General features: G+C 56.5%; 21 protein-coding genes. 5 read left to right on the forward strand and 16 right to left on the reverse strand.

The window, feature by feature from the left end:
* Positions 1–120 precede the first annotated feature (120 nt).
* Genes ACOTYB_RS22060 through ACOTYB_RS22070 form a run of 3 tightly spaced genes read right to left on the reverse strand, consistent with a single transcriptional unit; the run spans position 121 to position 3,079 of the window.
* Positions 121–1,083, reverse strand: coding sequence for a lysylphosphatidylglycerol synthase domain-containing protein (locus tag ACOTYB_RS22060; RefSeq protein WP_003858505.1), 963 nt, complete (start codon positions 1,081–1,083; stop codon positions 121–123).
* A complete protein-coding gene (clsB, locus tag ACOTYB_RS22065) occupies positions 1,083–2,321 on the reverse strand; it encodes a cardiolipin synthase ClsB (RefSeq protein WP_003858503.1) in 1,239 nt (412 codons plus the stop codon). Before clsB ends, ACOTYB_RS22060 begins: the two co-directional genes overlap by 1 nt.
* Entirely contained in the window at positions 2,318–3,079 is a 762-nt protein-coding gene (locus ACOTYB_RS22070; protein ID WP_023315668.1) for an endonuclease/exonuclease/phosphatase family protein, read from the reverse strand. Before ACOTYB_RS22070 ends, clsB begins: the two co-directional genes overlap by 4 nt.
* A 133-nt stretch (positions 3,080–3,212) precedes the next feature.
* Here ACOTYB_RS22070 and ACOTYB_RS22075 point away from each other — a divergent pair, with 133 nt between their 5' ends.
* A complete protein-coding gene (locus tag ACOTYB_RS22075) occupies positions 3,213–3,623 on the forward strand; it encodes a YbhQ family protein (RefSeq protein ID WP_045897312.1) in 411 nt (136 codons plus the stop codon).
* On the opposite strand, the gene ACOTYB_RS22080 is transcribed toward ACOTYB_RS22075, so the two are convergent.
* From ACOTYB_RS22080 to cecR, 5 genes are read right to left on the reverse strand one after another with little or no spacing between them, the layout of a single operon-like run.
* Complete coding sequence (locus tag ACOTYB_RS22080) at positions 3,585–4,691, reverse strand: ABC transporter permease (protein WP_220316785.1); 1,107 nt, start codon at positions 4,689–4,691, stop codon at positions 3,585–3,587. The genes ACOTYB_RS22075 and ACOTYB_RS22080 overlap by 39 nt on opposite strands.
* Positions 4,692–4,700: 9 nt before the next feature.
* Positions 4,701–5,834 carry an ABC transporter permease gene (locus tag ACOTYB_RS22085; protein WP_058658423.1) on the reverse strand — a complete coding sequence of 378 codons (1,134 nt, stop codon included), beginning with the start codon at positions 5,832–5,834 and terminating at the stop codon, positions 4,701–4,703.
* Positions 5,824–7,563 carry an ATP-binding cassette domain-containing protein gene (locus ACOTYB_RS22090; RefSeq protein ID WP_063944406.1) on the reverse strand — a complete coding sequence of 580 codons (1,740 nt, stop codon included), beginning with the start codon at positions 7,561–7,563 and terminating at the stop codon, positions 5,824–5,826. Before ACOTYB_RS22090 ends, ACOTYB_RS22085 begins: the two co-directional genes overlap by 11 nt.
* Positions 7,556–8,551, reverse strand: coding sequence for a secretion protein HlyD (hlyD, locus tag ACOTYB_RS22095; RefSeq protein WP_409249051.1), 996 nt, complete (start codon positions 8,549–8,551; stop codon positions 7,556–7,558). Before hlyD ends, ACOTYB_RS22090 begins: the two co-directional genes overlap by 8 nt.
* On the reverse strand, positions 8,548–9,225 hold the full coding sequence (cecR, locus tag ACOTYB_RS22100; protein ID WP_003858489.1) for a transcriptional regulator CecR: 678 nt from the start codon (positions 9,223–9,225) through the stop codon (positions 8,548–8,550). Before cecR ends, hlyD begins: the two co-directional genes overlap by 4 nt.
* A 204-nt stretch (positions 9,226–9,429) precedes the next feature.
* On the opposite strand from cecR, the gene rhlE reads away from it, so the two are divergent.
* Entirely contained in the window at positions 9,430–10,812 is a 1,383-nt protein-coding gene (rhlE, locus tag ACOTYB_RS22105; protein ID WP_003858487.1) for an ATP-dependent RNA helicase RhlE, read from the forward strand.
* Positions 10,813–10,909: 97 nt separating this feature from the next.
* A complete protein-coding gene (dinG, locus tag ACOTYB_RS22110) occupies positions 10,910–13,087 on the forward strand; it encodes an ATP-dependent DNA helicase DinG (protein WP_220316786.1) in 2,178 nt (725 codons plus the stop codon).
* Here dinG and ACOTYB_RS22115 read toward each other — a convergent pair.
* The 5 genes from ACOTYB_RS22115 to ACOTYB_RS22135 form a co-directional block, all read right to left on the reverse strand.
* Positions 13,074–13,577 (reverse strand): fimbrial protein, encoded by a 504-nt coding sequence (locus ACOTYB_RS22115; RefSeq protein ID WP_220153669.1) that lies wholly within the window; start codon positions 13,575–13,577, stop codon positions 13,074–13,076. The genes dinG and ACOTYB_RS22115 overlap by 14 nt on opposite strands.
* A gap of 5 nt (positions 13,578–13,582) precedes the next feature.
* Positions 13,583–14,572 (reverse strand): fimbrial protein, encoded by a 990-nt coding sequence (locus tag ACOTYB_RS22120; RefSeq protein ID WP_220153670.1) that lies wholly within the window; start codon positions 14,570–14,572, stop codon positions 13,583–13,585.
* A gap of 22 nt (positions 14,573–14,594) precedes the next feature.
* Positions 14,595–17,138, reverse strand: a complete 2,544-nt coding sequence (locus ACOTYB_RS22125) for a fimbria/pilus outer membrane usher protein (protein ID WP_220316787.1) — start codon at positions 17,136–17,138, stop codon at positions 14,595–14,597.
* A gap of 26 nt (positions 17,139–17,164) precedes the next feature.
* On the reverse strand, positions 17,165–17,839 hold the full coding sequence (locus tag ACOTYB_RS22130; RefSeq protein ID WP_409249050.1) for a fimbrial biogenesis chaperone: 675 nt from the start codon (positions 17,837–17,839) through the stop codon (positions 17,165–17,167).
* A gap of 69 nt (positions 17,840–17,908) precedes the next feature.
* The gene (locus tag ACOTYB_RS22135; RefSeq protein WP_003858476.1) at positions 17,909–18,445 is read right to left on the reverse strand and encodes a fimbrial protein; all 537 of its coding nucleotides are present in this window, start codon (positions 18,443–18,445) and stop codon (positions 17,909–17,911) included.
* 255 nt (positions 18,446–18,700) lie between these two features.
* Between ACOTYB_RS22135 and ybiB the strand changes: the two genes are divergently transcribed.
* Positions 18,701–19,663 carry a DNA-binding protein YbiB gene (ybiB, locus tag ACOTYB_RS22140; RefSeq protein WP_023315678.1) on the forward strand — a complete coding sequence of 321 codons (963 nt, stop codon included), beginning with the start codon at positions 18,701–18,703 and terminating at the stop codon, positions 19,661–19,663.
* A 116-nt stretch (positions 19,664–19,779) separates the two neighbouring features.
* Here ybiB and ybiJ read toward each other — a convergent pair whose 3' ends face one another.
* The 3 genes from ybiJ to mcbA all read right to left on the reverse strand — a co-directional run bounded on the left by ybiJ (position 19,780) and on the right by mcbA (position 20,978).
* Complete coding sequence (gene ybiJ / locus ACOTYB_RS22145; protein WP_003858474.1) at positions 19,780–20,040, reverse strand: DUF1471 family protein YbiJ; 261 nt, start codon at positions 20,038–20,040, stop codon at positions 19,780–19,782.
* A 285-nt stretch (positions 20,041–20,325) separates the two neighbouring features.
* A complete protein-coding gene (locus ACOTYB_RS22150) occupies positions 20,326–20,592 on the reverse strand; it encodes a DksA/TraR family C4-type zinc finger protein (RefSeq protein ID WP_003858472.1) in 267 nt (88 codons plus the stop codon).
* Between the two features lie 122 nt (positions 20,593–20,714).
* Complete coding sequence (mcbA, locus tag ACOTYB_RS22155; RefSeq protein ID WP_003858470.1) at positions 20,715–20,978, reverse strand: DUF1471 family periplasmic protein McbA; 264 nt, start codon at positions 20,976–20,978, stop codon at positions 20,715–20,717.
* A 242-nt stretch (positions 20,979–21,220) separates the two neighbouring features.
* Between mcbA and rlmF the strand changes: the two genes are divergently transcribed.
* A complete protein-coding gene (gene rlmF / locus ACOTYB_RS22160) occupies positions 21,221–22,132 on the forward strand; it encodes a 23S rRNA (adenine(1618)-N(6))-methyltransferase RlmF (RefSeq protein WP_023315680.1) in 912 nt (303 codons plus the stop codon).
* Positions 22,133–22,145: the final 13 nt, after the last annotated feature.

Here is a 22,145-nt window from a genome sequence, read left to right on the forward strand (position 1 = left end):
AAGCTGGGAAAAGAGTACAGTAATATGGTCATGGTGGCATGACCATATTACTGGGGATCCCTCAGCCCACAGGGAGAGGGAACAAACCCTAAAAACGGCAACGAAGTTGCCGTTTTGCTTTTATTTTGCCATCGCCTTCTCGTTCTTCGCGCGCAGCTTCTTCGCCCGACTCTCCAGCACCAGATAACAGACCGTTGCCAGCGCCAGCGGCAGGAAGTAGTAGATCATGCGGTACGCGAGCAGGGCGGCGATAATCGTCCCGTGAGACACATGCTCCCCCGCAAGCAGCGCGATAAACACCGCTTCCAGTACGCCAATACCCGCCGGAATATGCACAATTACCCCGGCAATACTGCTTACCAGCAACACGCCCAGCACAAAGAAGTAATTCACATCTTCGCCAATTAACAGCCAGATAATGGCCCCCATCGCCATCCAGTTGGCGCTGGAAACCACCATTTGCAGGACGGCAAACTTCCATGACGGCAGCACCAGCTTCTGGCCTTTAATGGTCATGTGACGACGTTTGGCAAAGGCGCAGGCCCACAGGTAGGCCGCGATGATCAGCAGCAGTACGATGCCCAGAATGCGCAGAGTGGCCTCATCGATGTACCAGTGCGCAGGCAGCTGCACCACGCCGATGGTGAAAATCACCCCGCCCAGCAGAATATACCCCAGCCAGTTGGTAGTGATGCTTAAGGAGAAAATACGCGTAATGGTGCCGCCCGGTAAGCCAAGGCGGGAGTACAGGCGATAGCGCATACCAATCCCGCCCACCCAGGTGCTCAGCGTCAGGTTAAAGGCGTAGCAGATGAATGACACCAGCATAACCTGCCGTTTGGCAAGCTTATGACCGCAGTAGGCGCGTCCCAGCAGGTCATAGCAGCCGTACATCAGGTAGCTCACAATCACCAGCCCAACGGCACCCAGCAGGACTGTCCGGTTGTAGTTGCGAATAACTTTCCACACCTCTTCCCAGTCCACCTTCTGGGCATACACCACCAGCAGGACCGCGACGGCAATAAAGAACAGCCAGGTCAGGATTTTTTTCGCCAGCCGCCAGCGAGGATGAGATTTTGACATCAGGTTTTCCCTCCATCTTCCGCCTCTACGCGGTCCTGGGTTTCCATTTCGGGTTGCACAGGCGGATCCACCAGCGCCAGTTTCGGCGTATGCGCGGGCAGCCAGCCCACCATGGCCGGGAAGTGGCGCAGGAAGTGGAACACCACCACGCCGATGCCCACGTTCCACCAGCTGCGTTTCGGCACCATGGACTCATCCACACGCACGCAGTCTTTATTAATAAGACCCTGAAGGTTATCGCGCAGGGTGTGATTAAACTGGCGATCGTGGATGATGAGGTTCGCTTCCAGATTCAGCGATAAGCTCAGCGGATCAAGGTTGCTGGAGCCGACGGTCGCCCAGTGGTCATCCATCACGGCGACTTTGCCGTGCAGCGGGCGGCGGCGATATTCATAGATCTGCACGCCGCTTTTGACCAGATAGCGATAGAGCAGACGCGCGCCCACCTTCACAATCGGCATATCGGGCTCACCCTGCACGATAAGCTTCACGCTCACGCCGCGTCGGGCCGCGTTGCGCATGGCATGCAAAATCCGGTAACCGGGGAAGAAATAGGCGTTAGCGATAATCACCTCGCGCTTCGCGTTCGCCAGCATCTTCAGGTAATGACGCTCGATATCGTCCCGATGCTCCTCGTTATCACGCCAGACGAACAGGGCCTGCGCCTCGCCAGGCTTGCGGTTCTCCTCCGGGCGGTGACGGCGTCGCCACCAGCGGCGGACGGCCTCCTTGCCGGGTAAGTTTTCCAGCACGAACAGCTGGATGTCCTGCACTACCGGCCCTTCGATACGGATCGCGTAGTCCTGTTTCGCTTCGGGACCGTAATCCGACATATGCTCGGCGGAGTAGTTAATGCCGCCCACGAAGGCCACCGTTTCATCCACCACCACAATTTTGCGGTGCATACGGCGGAACAGGTTGGTGCGCATGCCGAACAGACGCGGGCCGGGATCGTAATAGCGGAACACCACCCCTGCGGCGGTGAGCTCGTTAACAAATTCGTCGCTGAGATCCGGCGAACCATATCCGTCGAGCAGGACCTCGATTTTTATACCGCGACGAGCGGCATGCAGCAGTGCGCTATGCAACTGCCTGCCCACGTCATCTTCAAACCAGATAAACGTTTCCAGAAAGACTTTCTGCTGTGCGTGGCTAATCGCCTCAAAAACCGCCGGATAATAGTTATCGCCATTTTCCAGCAGCGTAATACGGTTACCTTCCTGCCATGTGCATTTCATAAGTGGATCTCCGCGCTGAGTGGGGCATGGTCGGAGAGATGTCGCCAGTTGAGCAAGGCCAGCGCCGTCGGGCTACTGGCGTGGGCATTTTTTACGTAGATGCGGTCAAGGCGCAGCAGGGGGAAGCGCACCGGAAACGTTCGCGCGGGACGACCGCGTGCGCGGGTAAAAATCTCCTCCAGCCCCGCATTCACCTTCAGCGGATGGTTGGCACGCTGTCGCCAGTCGTTGAAATCACCGGCCACCACCACGGGCTCGCCCTCCGGCAGCGCATTGGTCCAGTCTGCCAGCATCTGTAGCTGAGCCTGACGGTGGGCTTCACGCAGGCCAAGATGAACACAGCCTACATGAATGGGAAAATCGAGCTCTGGGGGGGTGATACGACAGTATAACAGCCCGCGTTTTTCACTCTCGCCAACGGAGACGTCCCGGTTCTCATAATGCTCGATAGGAAAACGCGACAGCACCGCGTTACCGTGATGCCCCTCCGGGTAGACCGCATTGCGCCCGTAGGCGTAATCGCTCCACATGGTATCCGCCAGAAACTCGTAGTGGGGCGTGTCGGGCCAGTTTTCGAAATGCATCGGGTGCACTTCATGCGCGCCCATGACCTCCTGGAGGCAGACAATATCGGCGCTGACGGTGCGTACCGCGTCGCGCAGCTCCGGTAAAATGAAGCGGCGGTTAAATGCTGTGAAGCCCTTATGAATGTTTATCGTCAGCACTTTAAGCGAGAAATGCTGCGTTTTTTTGCTCATAAACACCTTCCTGGGTGACTATCCCGATGAAAATAAAGTGTAGTAGGCGTCACAAAAAGATGCGGCGTTACGGAATTTTCCGTAAAGTGCGGTAGTCTGAATTAGCAGAGAAAAATCCTTCAGGAGAGAAGCCATGAAGTGGCAACAACGCGTTCGTGTCGCAACCGGTTTGAGTTGCTGGCAGATAATGTTGCATTTACTGGTCGTGGCCGTACTGGTGATGGGCTGGATGAGCGGCACGCTGGTGCGTGTTGGCTTAGGGTTATGCGTGGCTTACGGCGTGACCGTGCTGTCGATGCTGTTTTTACAGCGTCACCACGACGCGCGCTGGCGCGAAGTGGGAGATGTGCTCGAAGAGCTCACCACCACCTGGTATTTTGGTGCGGCAATGATCGTCCTGTGGCTGTTGTCACGCGTGCTGCAAAACAACCTGCTGCTGGCCCTGGCGGGTCTGGCTATCCTCGCAGGACCCGCGGTGGTGTCGTTGCTCACCAAAGAGAAAAAGCTACGCGATGTTTCGTCTAAACATCGCATAGGCCACTGAGCCCGTAGTGGCCGCGATGACCAGTAGCGGCCACAAACTTCCCCACACAATATCCAGACTCGCATCCTTCAGATAGATTTGCTTGGTGATATCTGTGAAGTGACGAATCGGGTTTATCCACGTCAAATCCTGTAACCACACCGGCATGTTCTCCACTGGCGAAACGTACCCAGAAAGCAAAATCGCCGGCATCATAAAGACAAACACCCCAATAAACGCCTGCTGCTGCGTTGAGCATAGCGCGGAAATCAGCAGCCCAAACCCCACCAGCGACAGGCCGTAAATCACCATCGTGAAGTAAAACAGCGCCAGCGACCCGGCAAACGGGATCTGGTACGCCCATATTCCCACCCCCAGCACGATGGTGGCCTGGAACGTCGCGACAATCAGTGCCGGCACCGCCTTGCCGACAAATATCTGCCAGGTGGCGAGCGGCGAGACCAGCAGCTGATCCAGCGTACCTTGCTCACGTTCGCGTGCCACGGACAGCGAGGTGACAATCATCACGCCAATGGTGGTGATCATGGCGATCAGCGACGGCACCACAAACCACTTGTAGTCCAGATTCGGGTTATACCAGTTGCGCACCACCAGATCGCTGTTGTTGGGTTTGGGTTTGCCCGCCATCAGCTCCTGCTGGTAGTCCTTCACTACCTGCTGCAAATAGTTCGCCGCAATCTGGGCGCTGTTGGAGTTACGCCCGTCGAGGATCAGCTGCATCGGCGCGGTCTGGAAGGTATCCAGATTGCGGGAGAAATCCGCCGGGAAGCGCACCAGCAATAATGCTTTCTGCGTGTCGATGGTGGGCTGGATCGCCTGCGGGCTTTGCAGCAGCAGGACATGGGTAAAGGCTTTGGCGCGGGCGAAACGCTGCGTCAGCTCGACGGAATGCTTGCCATTGTCTTCGTTGTAAATGGCGATGGTGGCGTTGGTGACCTCCAGCGTGGCGGCAAACGGAAACAGTACAACCTGAAGCAGCACCGGCAGCACCAGAATGGCGCGGGTCTGCGGCTCGCGCAGCAGGGATTGCAGCTCTTTGCGGATCAGTGTCCATAAACGGTGAAACATGCGCGCTCCTTAATCTAACCGCCGTTTGGTTTTCATCCACGTCAACCCGATAAACATCACCGCCGACGCCATTAAAAACAGCGTGTTGATAATCAGCACTACCGGAATATTCCCCGCCAGGAACAGGCTTTGCAGCGTGCTCACGAAGTAGCGCGCCGGGATAATGTAGGTCACGGCGCGGATGACGGCAGGCATACTGTCTATCTGGAAGATAAACCCTGAGAGCATTATTGACGGCAGGAAAGCGGCGTTCAGCGCCACCTGCGCGGCGTTAAACTGGTTGCGGGTGATGGTGGAGATGAGCAGCCCCATCCCCAGCGTGCTGAGTAAAAACAGGCTTGTGATAAAGAACAGCACCACCAGCGAGCCGCGGTACGGCACGCCGAGGATAAAGACGGACACCAGCATGCAGAGCAGCATCGCCAGCATGCCGAGGAAGTAGTAGGGAATAAGCTTGCACAGCAGCAGCTCGACGCGCGTCACTTCGGTCGAGAGCAGCGCCTCCATGGTGCCGCGCTCCCACTCGCGGGCGATCACCAGCGAGGTCAGAATCGCGCCGATCACCGTCATAATAATCGTTACCGCGCCCGGAATAATAAAGTGCTGGCTGATGGCGGCGGGGTTAAACCAGTAGCGTGTCTGCACGTCAATCAGCGGTTCAAACTCCTCCCCCCGGTCTTCGGCGCGCTGCATCTGCCACAGCTGCCAGATCCCCTCCGCGTAACCCTGCACAAAGTTTGCGGTGTTCGGCTCGCTGCCGTCGGTGATCACCTGAATTGGCGCATCGGCGCCCGGGCGTGCCATGTTAGCGGCAAAATCGACCGGAATGACGATCAGACCGCGAATTTTTCCGGCCTGCATTTTCTGGATCAGTTCCTGCCGGTTGTCGCTGATGGTGGCATCGATGTAGGGCGAGCCGGTCATGGCGTGGGTGAAGTCCAGCGCCTCTTCGCTCTGCTGCTCCAGCAAAATCCCGACCCGCAGCTTGCTGGAATCGAGGTTAATCCCGTAGCCGAAAATAAACAGCAGCAGCAGGGGGATCACCACCGCAATCAGCCAGCTGCTGGGATCGCGCACGATCTGACGCGTCTCTTTAACGCACAGGGCGCGCACCCGGCGCCAGGAGAGGGCGTTACTGCGCATGAGTATTCTCCTTATCCCAGTCGTGAATGAGGGTGATAAACGCCTGCTCCATGGTCGGGTCTGGCTGCGCGTCGTCGGCGGCCTGCGCTTTCAGGTCATCCGGCGTGCCGTGGGCAATCAGCTTGCCGCGATAGACCAGCCCGATACGGTCGCAATACTCCGCCTCGTCCATAAAGTGGGTGGTGACCATCACGGTCACGCCTTTTTCCACCATGCTATTGATATGCAACCAGAATTCACGGCGGGTGAGGGGATCCACGCCTGAAGTCGGTTCATCAAGAAACAGGATATCCGGCTCGTGCATCAACGAGCAGGCCAGCGCCAGCCGCTGTTTGAAGCCAAGCGGCAGAGCGTCGGTAGCGTGTGAGGCGATATCGGTCAGGCCGAAGGCGTCGCACATGCGGCCGATCTTCTCATTCTGTGCCCGTCCCCGCAGGCCGTAGACGCCGGAGAAAAATCGCAGATTTTGCTCCACCGTCAGGTTGCCGTAGAGCGAAAACTTCTGCGCCATATAGCCCAGGTGCTGGCGCGCCTTGCCGGAGCTGACTTTGAGATCCATGTTCAGCACCAGCGCTTTGCCGGAGGTTGGTACCAGCAGGCCGCACATCATTTTAAAGGTGGTGGATTTCCCTGCGCCGTTCGGCCCGAGCAGGCCAAATATCTCGCCGCGCTTCACGGCAAAATTGACGTTATCGGTGGCGGCGAAGTCGCCGAATTTTTTGGTGAGCGATTTCGCTTCTATGACCGTTTCGCCCGGCGTACCTTCCACCGTGTGCAGAATGGCGCCAAGCGGTGATTCTGAGGTTCCCGCCCCGCCCAGCAGATCGATAAACGCATCTTCAAAACGCGGCGCGGTCTCTGTCATGTCGATCTCAGGCATCCCCTGCGCACGCCGGATATCGTCGGCGGTGGCCTCTTTTTTGAGGATCACGCGCACCGAACGGCCCTGAATCATCCCGTCGCTCACCTGGGGCAGCTTCAGCACCCGTTGCAGCAGCGTGCGGTTGGATTCCTGCGCGCTGTGCAGCAGAAAACTTCGCCCGGCCATGGTTTGCGTCAGCTCGGTGGGTTCGCCCTGATAGAGCAGTTCGCCTTCATTCATCAGCAGCACGTCGCGGCACTGTTCTGCTTCATCAAGGTATGAGGTACTCCAGAGGATCAGCATGCCGTCACCCGCCAGCTCGTGCACCATCTGCCACAGTTCACGGCGGGAAATCGGGTCCACGCCGACGCCGGGTTCATCCAGCAACAGCACCTTCGGTTCGCCCACCAGCGTGCAGGCCAGCCCCAGTTTCTGCTTCATCCCGCCGGAGAGCTTGCCCGCCAGCCGGTCGGTGAACGGGCCGAGCGAGGTAAATTCCAGCAGGCGGGCGAAGGTTTTCTCCCGGGTTTCGCCGGTGACGCTGCGCAGGTCGGCGTACAGGTTGAGGTTTTCCATCACCGTCAGGTCTTCGTACAGACCAAACTTCTGCGGCATATAGCCGAGTATGCCGTGGAGCGCCGCGTCGTCTTTGATCGGATCGAGGCCAAGCACGCTGGCACTGCCTTCATCCGGCTTCAGCAATCCCGCCAGCATCCGCATCAGCGTGGTTTTACCCGCGCCGTCCGGCCCCACCAGCCCGGTCACATAGCCTTTCTGAATCGTACAATTCAGCGGTGCGACCGCCGGTTTAGCCATTCCCGGGAAGCGTTTGACCAGATTGTTGAGCTGGATAACCGCGTCATTCATGTCGTTCCCCGTCGTTTAAGGTCACGGTAACAGGCATGCCCTGACGCAGCGCGTCGTCCGCATCGGTGACGATGATGCGCAGGCGATACACCAGGTCGGTACGCAGGTCCGGGGTTTCAACGGTTTTTGGCGTGAACTCGGCGGTAGGGGAGACGAAGCCCACTTTGCCGTGATAAGGCTTGTCCGGGCGACCGTCGGTATAGAGCAGCAGTTCGCGGCCCGGCTGCATCTGGCCAAGATTCGGCTCATCAATGTAAGCGCGCACCCACACCGGACGGGTTAAGGAGAGCGTTAACACGGTGCTGCCCGCGCTGAGCATGCTGCCCGGCTCCACGGCGCGGGTCATCAGCGTGCCGTCAGACGGGGCGATTAACGTGGTGTCGTGCAGATCCAGCTCCGCCTGGGCTAACTGCGCCTGCGCCTGCTCAAGGCTGGCCTTCGCCTGGGCAATGTCCTGCGCACGGTTACCGGTGCGGTACTGGCTTAGCTTATCCTGGGCAGATTTCAGCGTCGCCTGTGCCTGGTCGCGGGATGAGCGCGCATTTTCCAGGTCGTTGGCGGAAATAGTACGGCTTTTCCATAAGCCTTGCTGACGGTTATAAAAATTCTGCGCATAGTCATAGGCGGCTTTTGCCTGCTTAACGGCAGCGGCCGCCTGGGAGATCTCTTCGTCACGATAGCCCGCCAGCATCAGGTCGTATTTCGCCTGTGCGACGGAGACGCCTGCTTTTGCCTGCATCAGCGCGTTCTCAAACGGGGCTTTGTCCAGCATCCCCAGCGTCTGCCCGGCTTTGATGGCATCGCCTTCGTCAACGTTCAGCGAGGCCAGCCGTCCGCCAACGCGGAAGCTCATGTTCACGGTGCGGATATCCACGTTGCCATACAGCGTCAGGCCACGATCCTGCTGGCTCTGATACCACAGCCAGCCGCCTGTTCCCGCGGCAAGCAAGACAACAACCACCAGAATGATGGCGACAGGTTTTTTCATGACTTCTGGCTCCTTTGCGTTAAGCCTTGCAGGATCAGATCAACGTGACAGGTAATGACCTGGCTAATTTGCGCGGCTTTATCCTCATCGAATTGTGTCCAGCCCGTACGTAACAGGATGGTCTCACGCCCCAGACGGAAGGCGAGCACTTCGCCCAGCAGGGCGTGGGTATGCAAAATGGTGTCGGTATCGCTCGCGTCCCGTCCGGTATAGGCGGCGATCAGCCGGGTCAGATGGCTGTGCATCGGGGCGATCACCTGATCGTGCACCAGCTGGTACGCGGCAGTGGGGGAGAGCTGCTCGCGGGAGATAAATTTGCTCAGGTTCAGCGTATCGTCGTGCGTCAGCAGGCGGATCATGTTGTGACAGGCGTTAAGGATCAGCTGGCGGATGGCAGCCCGGTCAGGCTCTGGCTGGCTGAACAGCGCGGTGGCTTCTTCCACGTGCGGGCGAAAGCTGGTGCCGATAAAATCCGCGATCCACTGGGCGCAGGCGAGGTATAAATCCTCTTTTGAGCCAAAATAGTAGGTGATGGCCGCAATATTCTGCCCGGCCTGAGCGGCGATATCCCGCGTGGTGGCATGCAGACCATACTCGCCAAACTGCGCCAGCGCGGCGGCGATAAGCTGACTTTTCGCCTGTTCGCCTTTGGTTGTCGTTGGGGTTGTATTCATAGCAGCATTAAAAATTAATCAATCGATTGATTAAGATTATGCCTGATTTGCGCAAACGTCGAGTCATCGCCGGGGATATTTTATGCGCCACGTCACAAAAGCTGCTACACTCCGCTCCTTCGCGACATTGTGGTTTTTGTCCTTCTATTCGTTATATCTCCCTGAAAACTACACCTGTGATGGTCGGGGCGGTTCGGAGTTTTTATGTCTTTTGATTCCCTTGGTCTGAACCCGGAAATTCTGCGCGCCATCGCAGAGCAGGGCTACGTTGAGCCAACCCCTATCCAGCAGCAGGCCATTCCGGCCGTTTTGCAGGGCCGTGACCTGATGGCAAGCGCGCAGACCGGTACCGGTAAGACCGCGGGCTTTACCCTGCCGCTGCTGGAGCTGTTGGTAAAAAACCAGCCGCACGCCAAAGGCCGTCGTCCGGTGCGTGCGCTGATCCTCACCCCAACCCGCGAGCTGGCGGCCCAGATTGGCGAGAACGTGCGTGAATACAGCCGCTACCTCAACATTCGTTCGCTGGTAGTTTTCGGCGGGGTAAGCATTAACCCGCAGATGATGAAGCTGCGCGGCGGCGTGGACGTGCTGGTGGCAACACCGGGACGTCTGCTGGATCTGGAACACCAGAACGCGGTGAAGCTCGATAACATCGAAATCCTGGTGCTGGACGAAGCCGACCGTATGCTGGACATGGGCTTCATCCACGACATTCGTCGCGTGCTGGCGAAGCTGCCGACGCGTCGTCAGAACCTGCTCTTCTCCGCGACCTTCTCCGACGAGATCAAGGCGCTGGCGGAAAAGCTGCTGCATAACCCGCTGGAAGTGGAAGTCGCGCGCCGCAACACCGCCTCCGAGCAGGTGACGCAGCACGTTCACTTTGTGGATAAGAAGCGCAAGCGGGAACTGCTCTCTCAGATGATCGGTCAGGGCAACTGGCAGCAGGTGCTGGTCTTTACCCGCACCAAGCACGGCGCCAACCACCTGGCGGAACAGCTGAATAAAGACGGCATCCGCAGCGCGGCGATCCACGGCAACAAGAGCCAGGGCGCGCGTACCCGCGCGCTGGCGGACTTTAAATCTGGCGACATTCGCGTGCTGGTGGCGACCGACATCGCCGCACGCGGTCTGGATATCGAAGAGCTGCCGCACGTGGTGAACTACGAGCTGCCAAACGTGCCGGAAGATTACGTTCACCGTATCGGCCGTACCGGCCGTGCGGCGGCAACCGGGGAAGCGCTCTCTCTGGTTTGCGTGGATGAACACAAGCTTCTACGCGACATTGAACGCCTGCTGAAGAAAGAGATCCCGCGCATTGAAACCCCGGGCTATGAAGTGGACCCGTCGATCAAAGCCGAGCCAATTCAGAACGGTCGTCAGGGTGGCGGGCGCGGTCAGGGCGGCGGTGGTCGCGGTCAGCAGCCGCGCCGTTCAGAAGGTGGCGCGCCGAAATCTTCGGGCAAACCGCCGCGTCGTAATAACGACAGCAAACCAGCCGGTGAAAACCCGTGGCGTAGCGGCGAAGGGAAACCGGCAGGCGAGGGGCAGCGCCGACGCCGCCCGCGTAAACCTGCTAACCCGCAGTAATCTGGAAGCCCGGTCGTAAAGCCGGGCTTTTCTTTTTGCGGCAGCGGAGAGAAAGTGCCACAATAGTGGCTGTTTATACAGTATTTCAGGTTTTCCGATGGCTTTAACCGCTGCGCTGAAAGCGCAAATAGGCGCCTGGTATAAGGCGCTACAGCAGCAGATCCCCGATTTTATCCCCCGAGCGCCGCAGCGGCAGATGATTGCCGACGTGGCAAAAACGCTCGCCGGGGACGACGGGCGACATCTGGCGATTGAAGCCCCGACCGGCGTCGGGAAAACCCTGTCGTATCTCATTCCCGGCATCGCCATCGCGCGGGAGGAGGACAAAACGCTGGTGGTCAGCACCGCCAACGTGGCCTTGCAGGATCAGATCTTCAGCAAAGATTTGCCGCTGCTGCGCAAAATTATCCCCGATTTACGCTTCACCGCCGCCTTTGGTCGCGGGCGCTACGTCTGCCCGCGCAATCTGGCGGCGCTGGCCAGCAGTGAACCCTCCCAGCAGGATCTGCTCGCGTTTCTTGATGACGAGCTGACGCCAAACAACAAGGCGGAGCAGGAGCAGTGCGCAAAGCTGAAGGCCGATCTCGACGGCTACAGGTGGGACGGCCTGCGGGATCACACCAGCCAGGCGATCGGCGACGACCTGTGGCACAGGCTCAGCACCGATAAAGCGAGCTGCCTGAACCGCAACTGTCACTACTACCGCGAGTGCCCTTTCTTTGTTGCCCGGCGTGAGATTCAGGAAGCGGAGGTGGTTGTCGCCAACCATGCGCTGGTGATGGCCGCACTGGAGAGTGAAGCGGTTCTGCCGGAGCCCAAAAACCTGCTCCTGGTGCTCGATGAAGGTCATCATCTGCCCGACGTGGCGCGGGATGCGCTGGAGATGAGCGCGGAAATTACCGCCCCGTGGTTTCGCCTGCAACTGGATCTGTTCTGTAAGCTGGTGGCAACCTGCATGGAGCAGTTCCGCCCGAAAACCACGCCGCCGCTGGCGGTTCCGGAGCGGTTGAGCGAGCACTGTGAAGAGGTGTACGGCCTCATCGCCTCGCTGAATAATATTCTTAACCTGTATCTCCCCGCCACACAGGAGGCGGAACACCGCTTTGCGATGGGTGAGTTGCCGCAGGAAGTGATGGAAATTTGTCAGCAGCTGGCGAAGCACCTTGAAAAGCTGCGCGGGCTGGCGGAGATGTTCTTAAACGATCTCAGCGAGAAAACCGGTACCCATGACGTGGTGCGTTTGCACCGCATTCTGCTGCAAATGAACCGTGCGCTGGGCATGTTTGAGGCGCAGAGCAAACTCTGGCGGCTGGCCTCAATGGCGCAGGCGTCCGGCGCGCCGGTGACAAAGTGGGCCACCCGCGAAGTGCGAGACGGGCAGGTACATCTTTTCTTCCACTGCGTGGGCATCCGCGTGGCCGATCAGCTGGAAAAGCTGATCTGGCGCAGCGTGCCGCACGTGGTAGTGACATCGGCGACCCTGCGTTCACTGAACAGCTTCTCAAGGTTGCAGGAAATGAGCGGCCTGAAAGAGAAAGCGGGGGACCGTTTTGTGGCCCTGGACTCGCCGTTCAACCACTGTGAGCAGGGCAAGCTGGTGATCCCGCGCACGAACTATGAGCCGCTTATCGATAACGAAGAGCAGCATATTGCGGAAATGGCGGCCTACTTCCGCGAGCAGGTTGAGAGTAAAAAATACCCCGGTATGCTGGTGCTGTTTGCCAGCGGCCGCGCGATGCAACGCTTCCTGGAGCACGTCACCGATCTGCGCTTGCTCCTGCTGGTGCAGGGCGATCAGCCGCGTTATCGGCTGGTGGAAACCCACCGTAAACGCATTGATAACGGCGAGCGCAGCGTGCTGGTGGGGTTACAGTCCTTTGCGGAAGGGCTTGATTTGAAAGGTGACTACCTGACGCAGGTGCATATCCATAAAATTGCCTTCCCGCCCATCGACAGCCCGGTGGTGATCACCGAAGGCGAATGGCTGAAAAGCCTGAACCGTTATCCATTTGAAGTGCAAAGCCTGCCTGCGGCGTCGTTTAACCTTATTCAGCAGGTCGGGCGTTTGATCCGTAGCCACGGCTGCTGGGGCGAGGTGGTGATTTATGACAAACGACTGCTCACCAAAAACTACGGCCAACGGCTGCTGAATGCGCTGCCGATCTTCCCGATTGAGCAGCCAGAAGTGCCGGAGGTAAAAAAACGCCCGGCAAAACCCTCTGCCGGGCGTACAAAAAGCATCCGTGCAAAGAGGCGCGGTCCTACTGGTAAGTGAATGTCACCTGAATCACGCTGCTGAACGTCCCGGCAGTGACGGGCATTGAGGTGGTGTAGTAGCGCGCGGACAGGGGAAAGGTTGCCGTGTGATCGTTTTGATTAATCACCGCATTAAAGCTCGCCTGCGGAGCGATGAGAATATTGTCCTGCCGGTCTGCCAGCTCCAGCGCCAGCCCCTTTGCGCTACCGATATTGGCGAATTTAGTGGGGTGCGTGCTGTCTGCCTGGCCATAGAAGTAGGCGGTGGCAAGCGCGAGGCTTGGCGGGCAGTGGGATACTGACAGGGAAAAGTCTTTCCACTCGCCGGTATCCCCCACGTCTTTAAAACTGCCCGACACCGCCTGGCCTAAGTCCACCGTCAGGTTGCGGCTGGCGCTGTCAATGATGCAGGTATTGGCGTAAATATTTCCCGTCATCTGGATCTGAATATCGTCTGCGTGGGCCTGGGCCAGTAAGCCCATCGTCAGAAACGCGATTGTCTTTTTCATGTCGGTCACTTATAGGCGAGAGTGATGGTTGCTACGGTGTTGGCGGGGCCGGGCGTCACCACATCGCTGATCTGCTCGTAGCGAACCTGAAAGGGGATATCCAGCGTTTCATTGGCAACGGCCTGGCTTTGGGTGTTGACGTAGGTATCAAAGGTCGCAATGCGGTCATCAAACAGCATTCTCACCCCGACGCCCGTTGCCATGCCTGTCTGCTTCGTCAGTTTGATCACCCCCTCGAATGCCGTCTCGTAGCCGTTAGCACTGGTGATTTTTAGCTCAGGCTGAACGGTTGTGTCACAGTTAACGGTGATATTAAACGTTTGAGCGGGGCTGGATAAAAAACCCACGCTCATAAAATCACTGACGGGAAAATCACCCAAATTAACGGTGAGATTTTTTGGCGAAACAGAGCAGGTGACCTGATGCAAAATGACGTTACCTGCATACGCAATATGGTTAGGGCTGCCGATCCCTTCGTGACCGAAAACGCCAATGCCAAATTCGGTCTGAGACTGCACCAGCGTGCCGGAGGTCACGGCGTCGCTTGTTTTGACCAGTTCAAGCGTGACGTCAAAGTTAAACGACTGTGTGCCATCGCCAGAAACATAGCCAACAGGCGTTCCGCGTGAATCGCACTGTACTCCGCCTGCTCCGCTGATTCGCTGACCCTGATCGTTCATCAATGCGACCCCGACACCCGGTACGCCGGATTCGTATACTCCCTTCAGCCCCGGAATTTCCGCTCCGGTACCGTAGTAACACGAGACAATTTCCAGTCCGCTGTCGATACTCTGATCGCAGTGCCCGGCAACATGAACGCTCTGCTCTGTACCCGGAATGGTTGCACCAACCGCCAGCGTCGTCGGGACAGAAATGGAGGCCATGTTAATCATTTTGGGCAGATCCGGCGTGGTGCAGGTCGCCTTCGCATGCGGCATAAATAACGCGGCGGTTCCCAGAACCAGTAAGAAAAAGCACTGTTTAATCATTTGCATAATCGTTAGCCTGAACGGTGGATCAGTGACACTGCGCGGCAGCGTTAATGATGCTGGTTTGCTCTTTCTCATCCGTTAGCGCATAGTCAGCGACGCAGTGCTCGTTCGCCCCCTGTCCCCAGGAAACGTAGAGATGCCCTTGCTGCGGCAGACCAGAGAGGTAGGTCTGGCCGTCATTCCCGACAATAAATTCGCTGTCCTTATCTTCGGTGGTGACCGTTGCGCCGAAGGGCAGCGGTTTACCCTTTTGCGTAAGCATCATCAGGACGCGGTTACCCACGCGGGTGTTAAAGCTGGCGCGCACCACGGCCCCGCGGGTTGGCGTCACGATCTGCGCCGCGTGGGTGACGTCGGCGTTGTCCGGTAGCGTTTCGGTATCCAGCGCGATGGTGTTGCGGCGATACGCGGTAACAAACGGCACGACGGTGTAGCCGCGGAAGTCGGTCTCGACGCCCGTCTGGTTCGTGATATGGGTTCCGTGCGTGCCCGGCGCTTTCACCAGCGCGATGGTGTCACCGAGCGGCTGGCTCAGGGTTATTCCGTTCGCATGGGCAACCACGCCGCCCTGCAAACCGACGTTCAGGGTCTGCTGATACTTATCCTGACTGACGCCTGCGCTCACTTCGCCATAGGTCGCTTTGTAATCGGCGTTGATGCTGGTGGAGTTACCGCTGCCGGTGCTGCTCAGCCCTTCCTGGATGTTCCAGTTCAGGTTGTCCTCTTTCAGCGCCGTGCCGTTCAGGCCGATGTTCTGCGTCGTGCCGTCTTTGGTGTTGTTCAGGTTGTAGGTGGCCCAGGTGTTATGCATCCAGCGGTCCAGCGGCACCGAGACGCTCAGCGAGAACTGGTTGTCGTTTGTCACCTCGTTACCGTCTTCATCGCTGTCCTGGGTGTTTTTGTTCATGCTGTAGCTGAGGCTGTAGCTCACCCCGTGCCAGCTATTGTTGTAGCTGACGCTCATCGAGGTCATGTTCTGGCTCTGACTCCAGTACGTCTCTTTCACCATGCTCAGGGTGACGGATCCCCAGCCTTCCGGCAGCGTCTGGTCGATGGTGGCTTCGGTTCGCTCGCGGCGCTGCTGCGGTGCAGACCAGTTGTCGGAGCGGGTATATGACTCCATGGTGTTGTCCAGGGTGTAAAACCCTTTGCTGTTATAGCGATAGCCCGCAAGGGTAAAGTTGGTGCCCGAACCGGCGAAATCTTTGCTGTAACGGATGCGCCATGACTGGCCCTTGCTGGACTGCTGTTTTTTCAACAGAGCTCTGGCGCGGGTTACGTCAATGGAGAACGCCCCCAGATCGCCCATGTTTTTCCCGGCGCCAATCGCCTGTGACTGATAATGGTTACTCTGCTGCACGCCGCCGTAGACCGTGAAGCCGAAGGGTAAACCGTAGATGGCGCTTCCCTGGGCAAACGGGGTCTTTTCAACGTCTTTGTCATAAGAGCGATAACGCCCGGCGGTTACGCTGTAGCGCAGGTTTTTTTCACGCTGCAATACCGGCACGGAGGCAAACGGCACCACGAAGTGGCTTTCGCTGCCGTCTGTTTCTTTCACCGTGACCTGAAGGTCGCCGCTGCTGCCGGTGGGGTAGAGGTCGTTAATCTCGAACGCACCCGGCGCGACCGTATTCTGATAAATTACGTACCCGTTCTGGCGGACCATCACCAGCGCATTGCTGTGGGCGCTGCCGCGAATAATAGGGGCATAGCCTTTCTCGCTGTCCGGCAGCATGTCGCTGTCGGATTTTAGCTCCACGCCGGTATAGGGCACGCTGTCAAAAACGTCGGAAGGTGAGGTGCTTTGGCCCACCGTCACGTCACTTTTCATCGCCACAATATCGCGTTGCGCATAGGTATAAACGGAGGTGAATTTCTGTTCCTCCTCATGACCCGTGGTGCTGCGATTCCAGGTGGAGTAGTTACGAACGCGCCATGCCCCGATGTTGAAGCCGGGACGCAGGTTAACGTACTGGCTGCTGCTATTCTCTTCACCCTGCTGGCGCGCATGGCTCTGGCTGGCGTTGACGCTGTAATTAAGCAGGCCCGCGTTGATCCCTTCGTCAAACTCTTTCGGGTCGATGTAACCGCGAGGAACCTGACCGAGCGCCTTTTGCGGAATGCTCAGCAGCAGCTGCTGATTGCGCACGCGAAAGGTCGCGGATGCCGAAGGGATGGCGTGTAGATCGGCGCACTGACCTTCTGCCCTCAGCTGCGGATATTTTTGCGTTTTGATCCCGAGGCTCTTTAATTCGTCCAGTGTAAAACAAGGCTGGAGCGTGCTGGTGCCCTGTGGATCTTTAACTAAGTTGAAGGTCACGTCGCGGGTATCAATTTTATTGTTATTGATAAAGATCGCGACCTGATATTTACCTGGCGCCTGGCCGGGACCTTTTTCATAGACAGACAGATCGGTCTTTCCCTGCTGCGGGTTATCAATGTCCAGCAGGGCAGGGTTAAAATAATCATCAGCCAAAACCTGCTGCGCAAAGATCGCCATTGCCAGGCAACAAATAGCCATCAGCAATGACGAAAATCGGCAGGTGAACGGCTTTTTATGGCTGTACATGATGATTTTATTACCGGGTAATACGATTAATGAACGGGTTTAGACCATGTCTGACTGATGCTGCCGTAATCGGTAATAATGGAATACGCGACGGTAGAACCTCCGACGTTGCCAGGTAAAGCAAAATGCGTTTCAGTTTTCGGCACAGCCCAGGTGGCTTTTTTGACTTTCTGACCATTCAGGGTGACGGTCTGAAAATTCATAAAGAAAGGTGTGGGATTATTCACCACTAAATCATTCCCTTCGCGATGCCATTCAAGTTTATCGGCCACATCTTCTGGTCTGCCTTTTACCGCTGACGGGCGATAGAGCAATTTAATGCGGGTATTAATGGCAATTTGCAGCGTATTTACCCCTACGACATGCTTCGAGGACGGGATCGCTTTAATATTCAGCCAGTACAGAGATTCCCTGTCTTCCGGTAAATTTCCTCCCGTACGGACTACGCGCAGGACGTTATCCTCTTTCGCATCCAGTCGAAAAAGCGGCGGGGTGATCAGGAACGGGGCTTTGGCCTGGTTTTTACCGCCAGAATCGACCCAGGACTGCACCAGATAATCCGTGGTATCCGGGTTTGAAAGACCGAGAGATGATTCCTTTTTATCTCCCTGATAGACCAGCCGGGTGCCATTAATCACGACCCCCGCCTGTGCCGAGGCTGCTACCAGTAAAAGAGTGCTCAGCAAATAACCGTGGCGCATAAAGATTTCTCAATAAAAAGATGAGATATTAATGCTCGCAAAAGCATTAATATCTCAGGATTGATAAGATCAGTTATAAATAACGGTGAAGGTTGATACAGAGTTAGCAGGGCCCGCGGTGACTGCCGCCTGGGTTTGAATATAACGCGCACCGAACTCCAGATCGTTAACCGCCGTGCCGGAGGCTAAAGGATATTGCTTCGAAGGGGTATATAGGCTGACAGGCTGCCCGGACGTGTCAACCAGCTGAATAGCCACACCGGTAGCCGCATCGGTATCGGGCGTTAACGCCAGCGCAGCATTATTATCCGCATCCGGGGTACCACCGAAGTTAATCGCTGCCGAGGTTACGGTTTCCGGACAATTGGTTAACTTAATATCAAACTTCGTTAATGTGCTGGTAGAGCCTGCACCGGTAAATACCGTTTTAGATACTTTTCCCAACTGAACATCTAATGGATTACTTAATCCATTCACGACCTGGCAAGCAGAATCGATAATTTCTCCGGTGAAATTAATCTGCCCTTCACCGTTGGTTGCCGCAAATGCAGATGCAGAACATCCCACCGTTGCGGCGATAAACAACCCTAATGCAACCTTGTTCATAGTAAATCCCGATGTGTTTCTGGCAAAAACGTTGCCTGGACGTTTTCACCGTTGACCTTTAATGACTTTTCGATGTTTATTTAATCAAAAAAAGGACAGAGACGAATCTTTTGTCCCAATCACAAATATTGCAAATAATGCTTGAGTTTATTTTTTTATCTGAAAACAGCAGGTTGATAATGATCACAAAACACTATCGGGTGCGTGTCCATCGGGCTATATTGTTAACAAGATGATGCTGTCAGGAGAAATGTCGTGGATTACCGCAAAATTATCAAAGAGGTAGGGCGTGGGAAAAACCATGCTCGCGATCTGGACCAGGAAACGGCCCGTGCGTTGTACACGCATATGCTGAATGGCGACGTGCCGGAGCTGGAAATGGGCGGCATTCTGATTGCGCTGCGCATCAAAGGGGAAGGTGAGGCGGAGATGCGGGGTTTTTATGAGGCCATGCAGTCGCAGACGATGCGTTTAACCCCGCCCGTCACGAAGCCGATGCCGATAGTGATCCCGACCTACAATGGCGCGCGTAAGCAGGCAAACCTCACGCCGCTGCTGGCTATTCTGTTGCAGAAACTCGGTTTCCCGGTGGTGGTGCATGGCGTGAGCGAAGATCCAACGCGCGTGCTGACAGAAACCATTCTGGAATTATTAGGCATCGAACCTACTCTCCATGCTGGCCAGGCGCAGGCCAAACTGGAGGGGAACCAGCCGGTCTATATTCCCGTGCGCGCGCTCTGCCCGCCGCTGGAAAAGCAGCTGGACATGCGATGGCGAATGGGAGTACGTAACAGCGCCCACACCCTGGCGAAGCTGGCGACGCCGTTTGCCGAAGACGCCGCGCTACGTCTTTCCAGCGTCTCCCATCCGGAGTACGTGACGCGGGTCGGACAATTTTTTGCCGAAATCGGCGGGCGGGCGCTGCTGATGCACGGGACGGAAGGGGAGGTTTATGCCAACCCGCAGCGTTGTCCACAGCTGATGCTGATTGAGCCTGCCGGGACGCGGGTCGTACTGGAACGTGGGGAAGAGAACTGCGATGTGATCTTGCCCGAGTCAAAAGATCCGCAGGTCACCGCGCACTGGATCGTACAGTGTCTGGCCGGAAAGGTGCCGGTTCCTCAGTCGATCAAGCTGCAAATGGCCTGCTGCCTGCTGGCGGCAGGGGAAGTGGCATCCGTGGAAGCCGGATTGCAGCGTGTGGCACAGTCGTTTTAAGCAAAAAAAAGCCCGTCCAGTGGCGGACGGGCAAACAAGGGTAACAACAACAGGGTCAATGAGGGTTGGAGCATCTCACCAGAGGGTATGGTGAGGGTGGAGCATAATTCGTTCGATTACTTGTAGATAACCGCAGTACCGCTCAGTTTGTTATTACCGTTAGTGGACGTGATGGTGTATCCACTTGCGCCGGCAGCGGCTGCTTTTTCCGCCAGTTTGGCTTCCAGACCGTCCAGCGTGGTCGCGCCTTCAGCACTCACCACCCCGATTTTGTTCAGATCCTGTGCCTGAGTAGAGGAGACTGGCTCTACGGCGAAAGCGCCGAAAGAGAGAGCGGACAGGGCAACAGCGGCAACAGCATATTTGATGGTTTTCATAGGTCAATTCTCGCAGGTTATTCTGTTAAAGGGACGATGTTCCGTCGATGTGATAAGTATCACGGTTTTTAGCGGAAGATAAAATCGAAGAGAATTGACGTGGTTGCTCAAAAAAATTGAATGACAAATAACTTATTGATTATTAATAAATTCAGAAGCGGAATTGACACTTCTTGTGGATGCGCTTTACAGAAGCCATCGGAAGGGCACGATTTGCTACGCGTTTCGCTAAAAGTCGTGAGCGTAAAGTAAACGGCTGGCGCGGTTAACTTCGGTAAAGGAAAGTCAACGTAACTGGCTGTCTTTCGATCCTCTGCGATTATATCCTGAATGTGTCGCATTTTTCGAATCTTTCTCCTGCTGACAGGCAATACATAGCCGTACGCCAGGAATGGCTTTACGCCGTGCCTCAGGAATCGGATCTCCGCACTCTTCGCATTCCGTCAAACTTTCGCCGCGTGGAATTTCACCGCGAGCACGCGCGACCGCATCTTCAATAGTACTGTTGATCTGTTCGTTAACGGCGTCGTCATTCGCCCAGCCGGAAGCCATCATGTTCTCCTGATCTGTTTAAGCCATTCATCTTAATATGGGGTTAAAAAACGCACAGTCAAGGCGAAGGAAGGGAATGAGAACTGCATCTGCCTGGCAGATGCAGTGTGGGAAGGAATCGATTATTTATAGATGGTCGCGGTGCCGTACATATGGTTATCGCCACCGGCAGCGTTCACCACGAAGCCTTTAGCCCCTTCCTGACGCGCTTTTTCGGCCAGCTTGTCCTGAAGGTCATCAAGGTTGCTTGCCCGGCTGACAGAGACCGTCCCCGCCGCACGTAGCTGGCTGGTGTCGTTGCTGTCGGTCAGAGGTTGAACGGACCAGGCTGAGAACGATGCGCCTGCCAGCGCACCCGCAATAATAAAGGTCAGATATTTTTTCATAATCACATCCTCAGGGGAAACAACAGGTGATTCCTCTTAAGTTTAGAAGCCTGACGCGTGTGATTTAGCGCAAAAATTTGATGATGATCTGCTTATTTTTTGAACGATAAATTCTGACAATTTGTTGACAGATCATAGACATACAGGTCGCTGATTTTTGTCGTTTTTTTGTGCGACTCAGACAGATATTTACCCCCGCGCCGTCACAGGGTATCTTACGCGGCTGTTTAAAGGAGAATGCCATGACTTCCCAAAAGCCGGGATTGCACCCGCGTAACCGCCACCGTAGCCGCTACGACATGAAAGCCCTGTGCCTGAGCTGCCCGGAATTGCAGGATTTTATTGTTCAGACACCAGCCGGTGAACCGTCGGTAAACTTTGCCGATCCGCTGGCGGTTAAGACGCTGAACAAAGCGCTGCTGGCCCATTTTTATGGCGTTACGCACTGGGACATCCCGGATGGCTTTCTCTGCCCACCGGTGCCAGGACGTGCGGATTACGTCCATCATCTTGCCGATCTGCTGGCGGATGACAATGGCGGCGTGGTGCCAAAACAGGCCACCGTGCTTGATATCGGTACGGGCGCGAACCTGATCTACCCCCTGATAGGCGCACATGAATATCAGTGGCGGTTTACCGGCAGCGAGATCGGTGCTGAGGCCTTCGCCAGCGCGCAGGCCATTATCAACGCTAACCCGGGGTTAAGCCGGGCCGTTCGTCTGCGTCGTCAGAAGGATGCCGCTGCTATTTTCAACGGCATTATTCATAAGAACGAACAATATGATGCCACCCTGTGCAACCCGCCATTCCACGACTCCGCCGCCTCTGCTCGTGCGGGAAGTGAACGCAAGCGGCGTAACCTGGGCCAGGCTGAAGATGGCGCGCTGAACTTTGGCGGCCAGCAGCAGGAGCTGTGGTGCGAGGGCGGGGAAGTGGCATTTATTCTGCGCATGATTGCCGAGAGTAAGGGCTTCGGTCGTCAGGTGAAATGGTTTACCACGCTGGTCTCCCGTGGCGATAACCTGCCGCCGCTTTACCGCGCGCTGACCGACGTCGGCGCGGTGAAAGTGGTTAAAAAAGAGATGGCGCAGGGCCAGAAGCAGAGCCGCTTTATTGCCTGGTCCTTTATGGACGATAACAAACGCCGCAAATAATCGTTTCTCTGGC

It is taken from the genome of Enterobacter cloacae complex sp. IR5450 (assembly GCF_049238665.1).
Lineage (GTDB): Bacteria > Pseudomonadota > Gammaproteobacteria > Enterobacterales > Enterobacteriaceae > Enterobacter > Enterobacter hormaechei_C.

What these genes read in the sequence shown, in the direction of transcription:
- ACOTYB_RS22130 (WP_409249050.1), bottom strand. Translation starts at nt 17,839, where the DNA reads ATGCGCCACGGTTATTTGCTGAGCACTCTTTTACTGGTAGCAGCCTCG.
- ACOTYB_RS22150 (WP_003858472.1), bottom strand. Translation starts at nt 20,592, where the DNA reads ATGGCTTCCGGCTGGGCGAATGACGACGCCGTTAACGAACAGATCAAC.
- cecR (WP_003858489.1), bottom strand. Translation starts at nt 9,225, where the DNA reads ATGAATACAACCCCAACGACAACCAAAGGCGAACAGGCGAAAAGTCAG.
- ACOTYB_RS22085 (WP_058658423.1), bottom strand. Translation starts at nt 5,834, where the DNA reads ATGCGCAGTAACGCCCTCTCCTGGCGCCGGGTGCGCGCCCTGTGCGTT.
- ACOTYB_RS22135 (WP_003858476.1), bottom strand. Translation starts at nt 18,445, where the DNA reads ATGAACAAGGTTGCATTAGGGTTGTTTATCGCCGCAACGGTGGGATGT.
- clsB (WP_003858503.1), bottom strand. Translation starts at nt 2,321, where the DNA reads ATGAAATGCACATGGCAGGAAGGTAACCGTATTACGCTGCTGGAAAAT.
- hlyD (WP_409249051.1), bottom strand. Translation starts at nt 8,551, where the DNA reads ATGAAAAAACCTGTCGCCATCATTCTGGTGGTTGTTGTCTTGCTTGCC.
- rhlE (WP_003858487.1), top strand. Translation starts at nt 9,430, where the DNA reads ATGTCTTTTGATTCCCTTGGTCTGAACCCGGAAATTCTGCGCGCCATC.
- ACOTYB_RS22080 (WP_220316785.1), bottom strand. Translation starts at nt 4,691, where the DNA reads ATGTTTCACCGTTTATGGACACTGATCCGCAAAGAGCTGCAATCCCTG.
- rlmF (WP_023315680.1), top strand. Translation starts at nt 21,221, where the DNA reads ATGACTTCCCAAAAGCCGGGATTGCACCCGCGTAACCGCCACCGTAGC.
- ACOTYB_RS22115 (WP_220153669.1), bottom strand. Translation starts at nt 13,577, where the DNA reads ATGAAAAAGACAATCGCGTTTCTGACGATGGGCTTACTGGCCCAGGCC.
- ybiJ (WP_003858474.1), bottom strand. Translation starts at nt 20,040, where the DNA reads ATGAAAACCATCAAATATGCTGTTGCCGCTGTTGCCCTGTCCGCTCTC.
- dinG (WP_220316786.1), top strand. Translation starts at nt 10,910, where the DNA reads ATGGCTTTAACCGCTGCGCTGAAAGCGCAAATAGGCGCCTGGTATAAG.
- ACOTYB_RS22125 (WP_220316787.1), bottom strand. Translation starts at nt 17,138, where the DNA reads ATGTACAGCCATAAAAAGCCGTTCACCTGCCGATTTTCGTCATTGCTG.
- ACOTYB_RS22090 (WP_063944406.1), bottom strand. Translation starts at nt 7,563, where the DNA reads ATGAATGACGCGGTTATCCAGCTCAACAATCTGGTCAAACGCTTCCCG.
- ACOTYB_RS22070 (WP_023315668.1), bottom strand. Translation starts at nt 3,079, where the DNA reads ATGAGCAAAAAAACGCAGCATTTCTCGCTTAAAGTGCTGACGATAAAC.
- ACOTYB_RS22060 (WP_003858505.1), bottom strand. Translation starts at nt 1,083, where the DNA reads ATGTCAAAATCTCATCCTCGCTGGCGGCTGGCGAAAAAAATCCTGACC.
- mcbA (WP_003858470.1), bottom strand. Translation starts at nt 20,978, where the DNA reads ATGAAAAAATATCTGACCTTTATTATTGCGGGTGCGCTGGCAGGCGCA.
- ACOTYB_RS22075 (WP_045897312.1), top strand. Translation starts at nt 3,213, where the DNA reads ATGAAGTGGCAACAACGCGTTCGTGTCGCAACCGGTTTGAGTTGCTGG.
- ACOTYB_RS22120 (WP_220153670.1), bottom strand. Translation starts at nt 14,572, where the DNA reads ATGCAAATGATTAAACAGTGCTTTTTCTTACTGGTTCTGGGAACCGCC.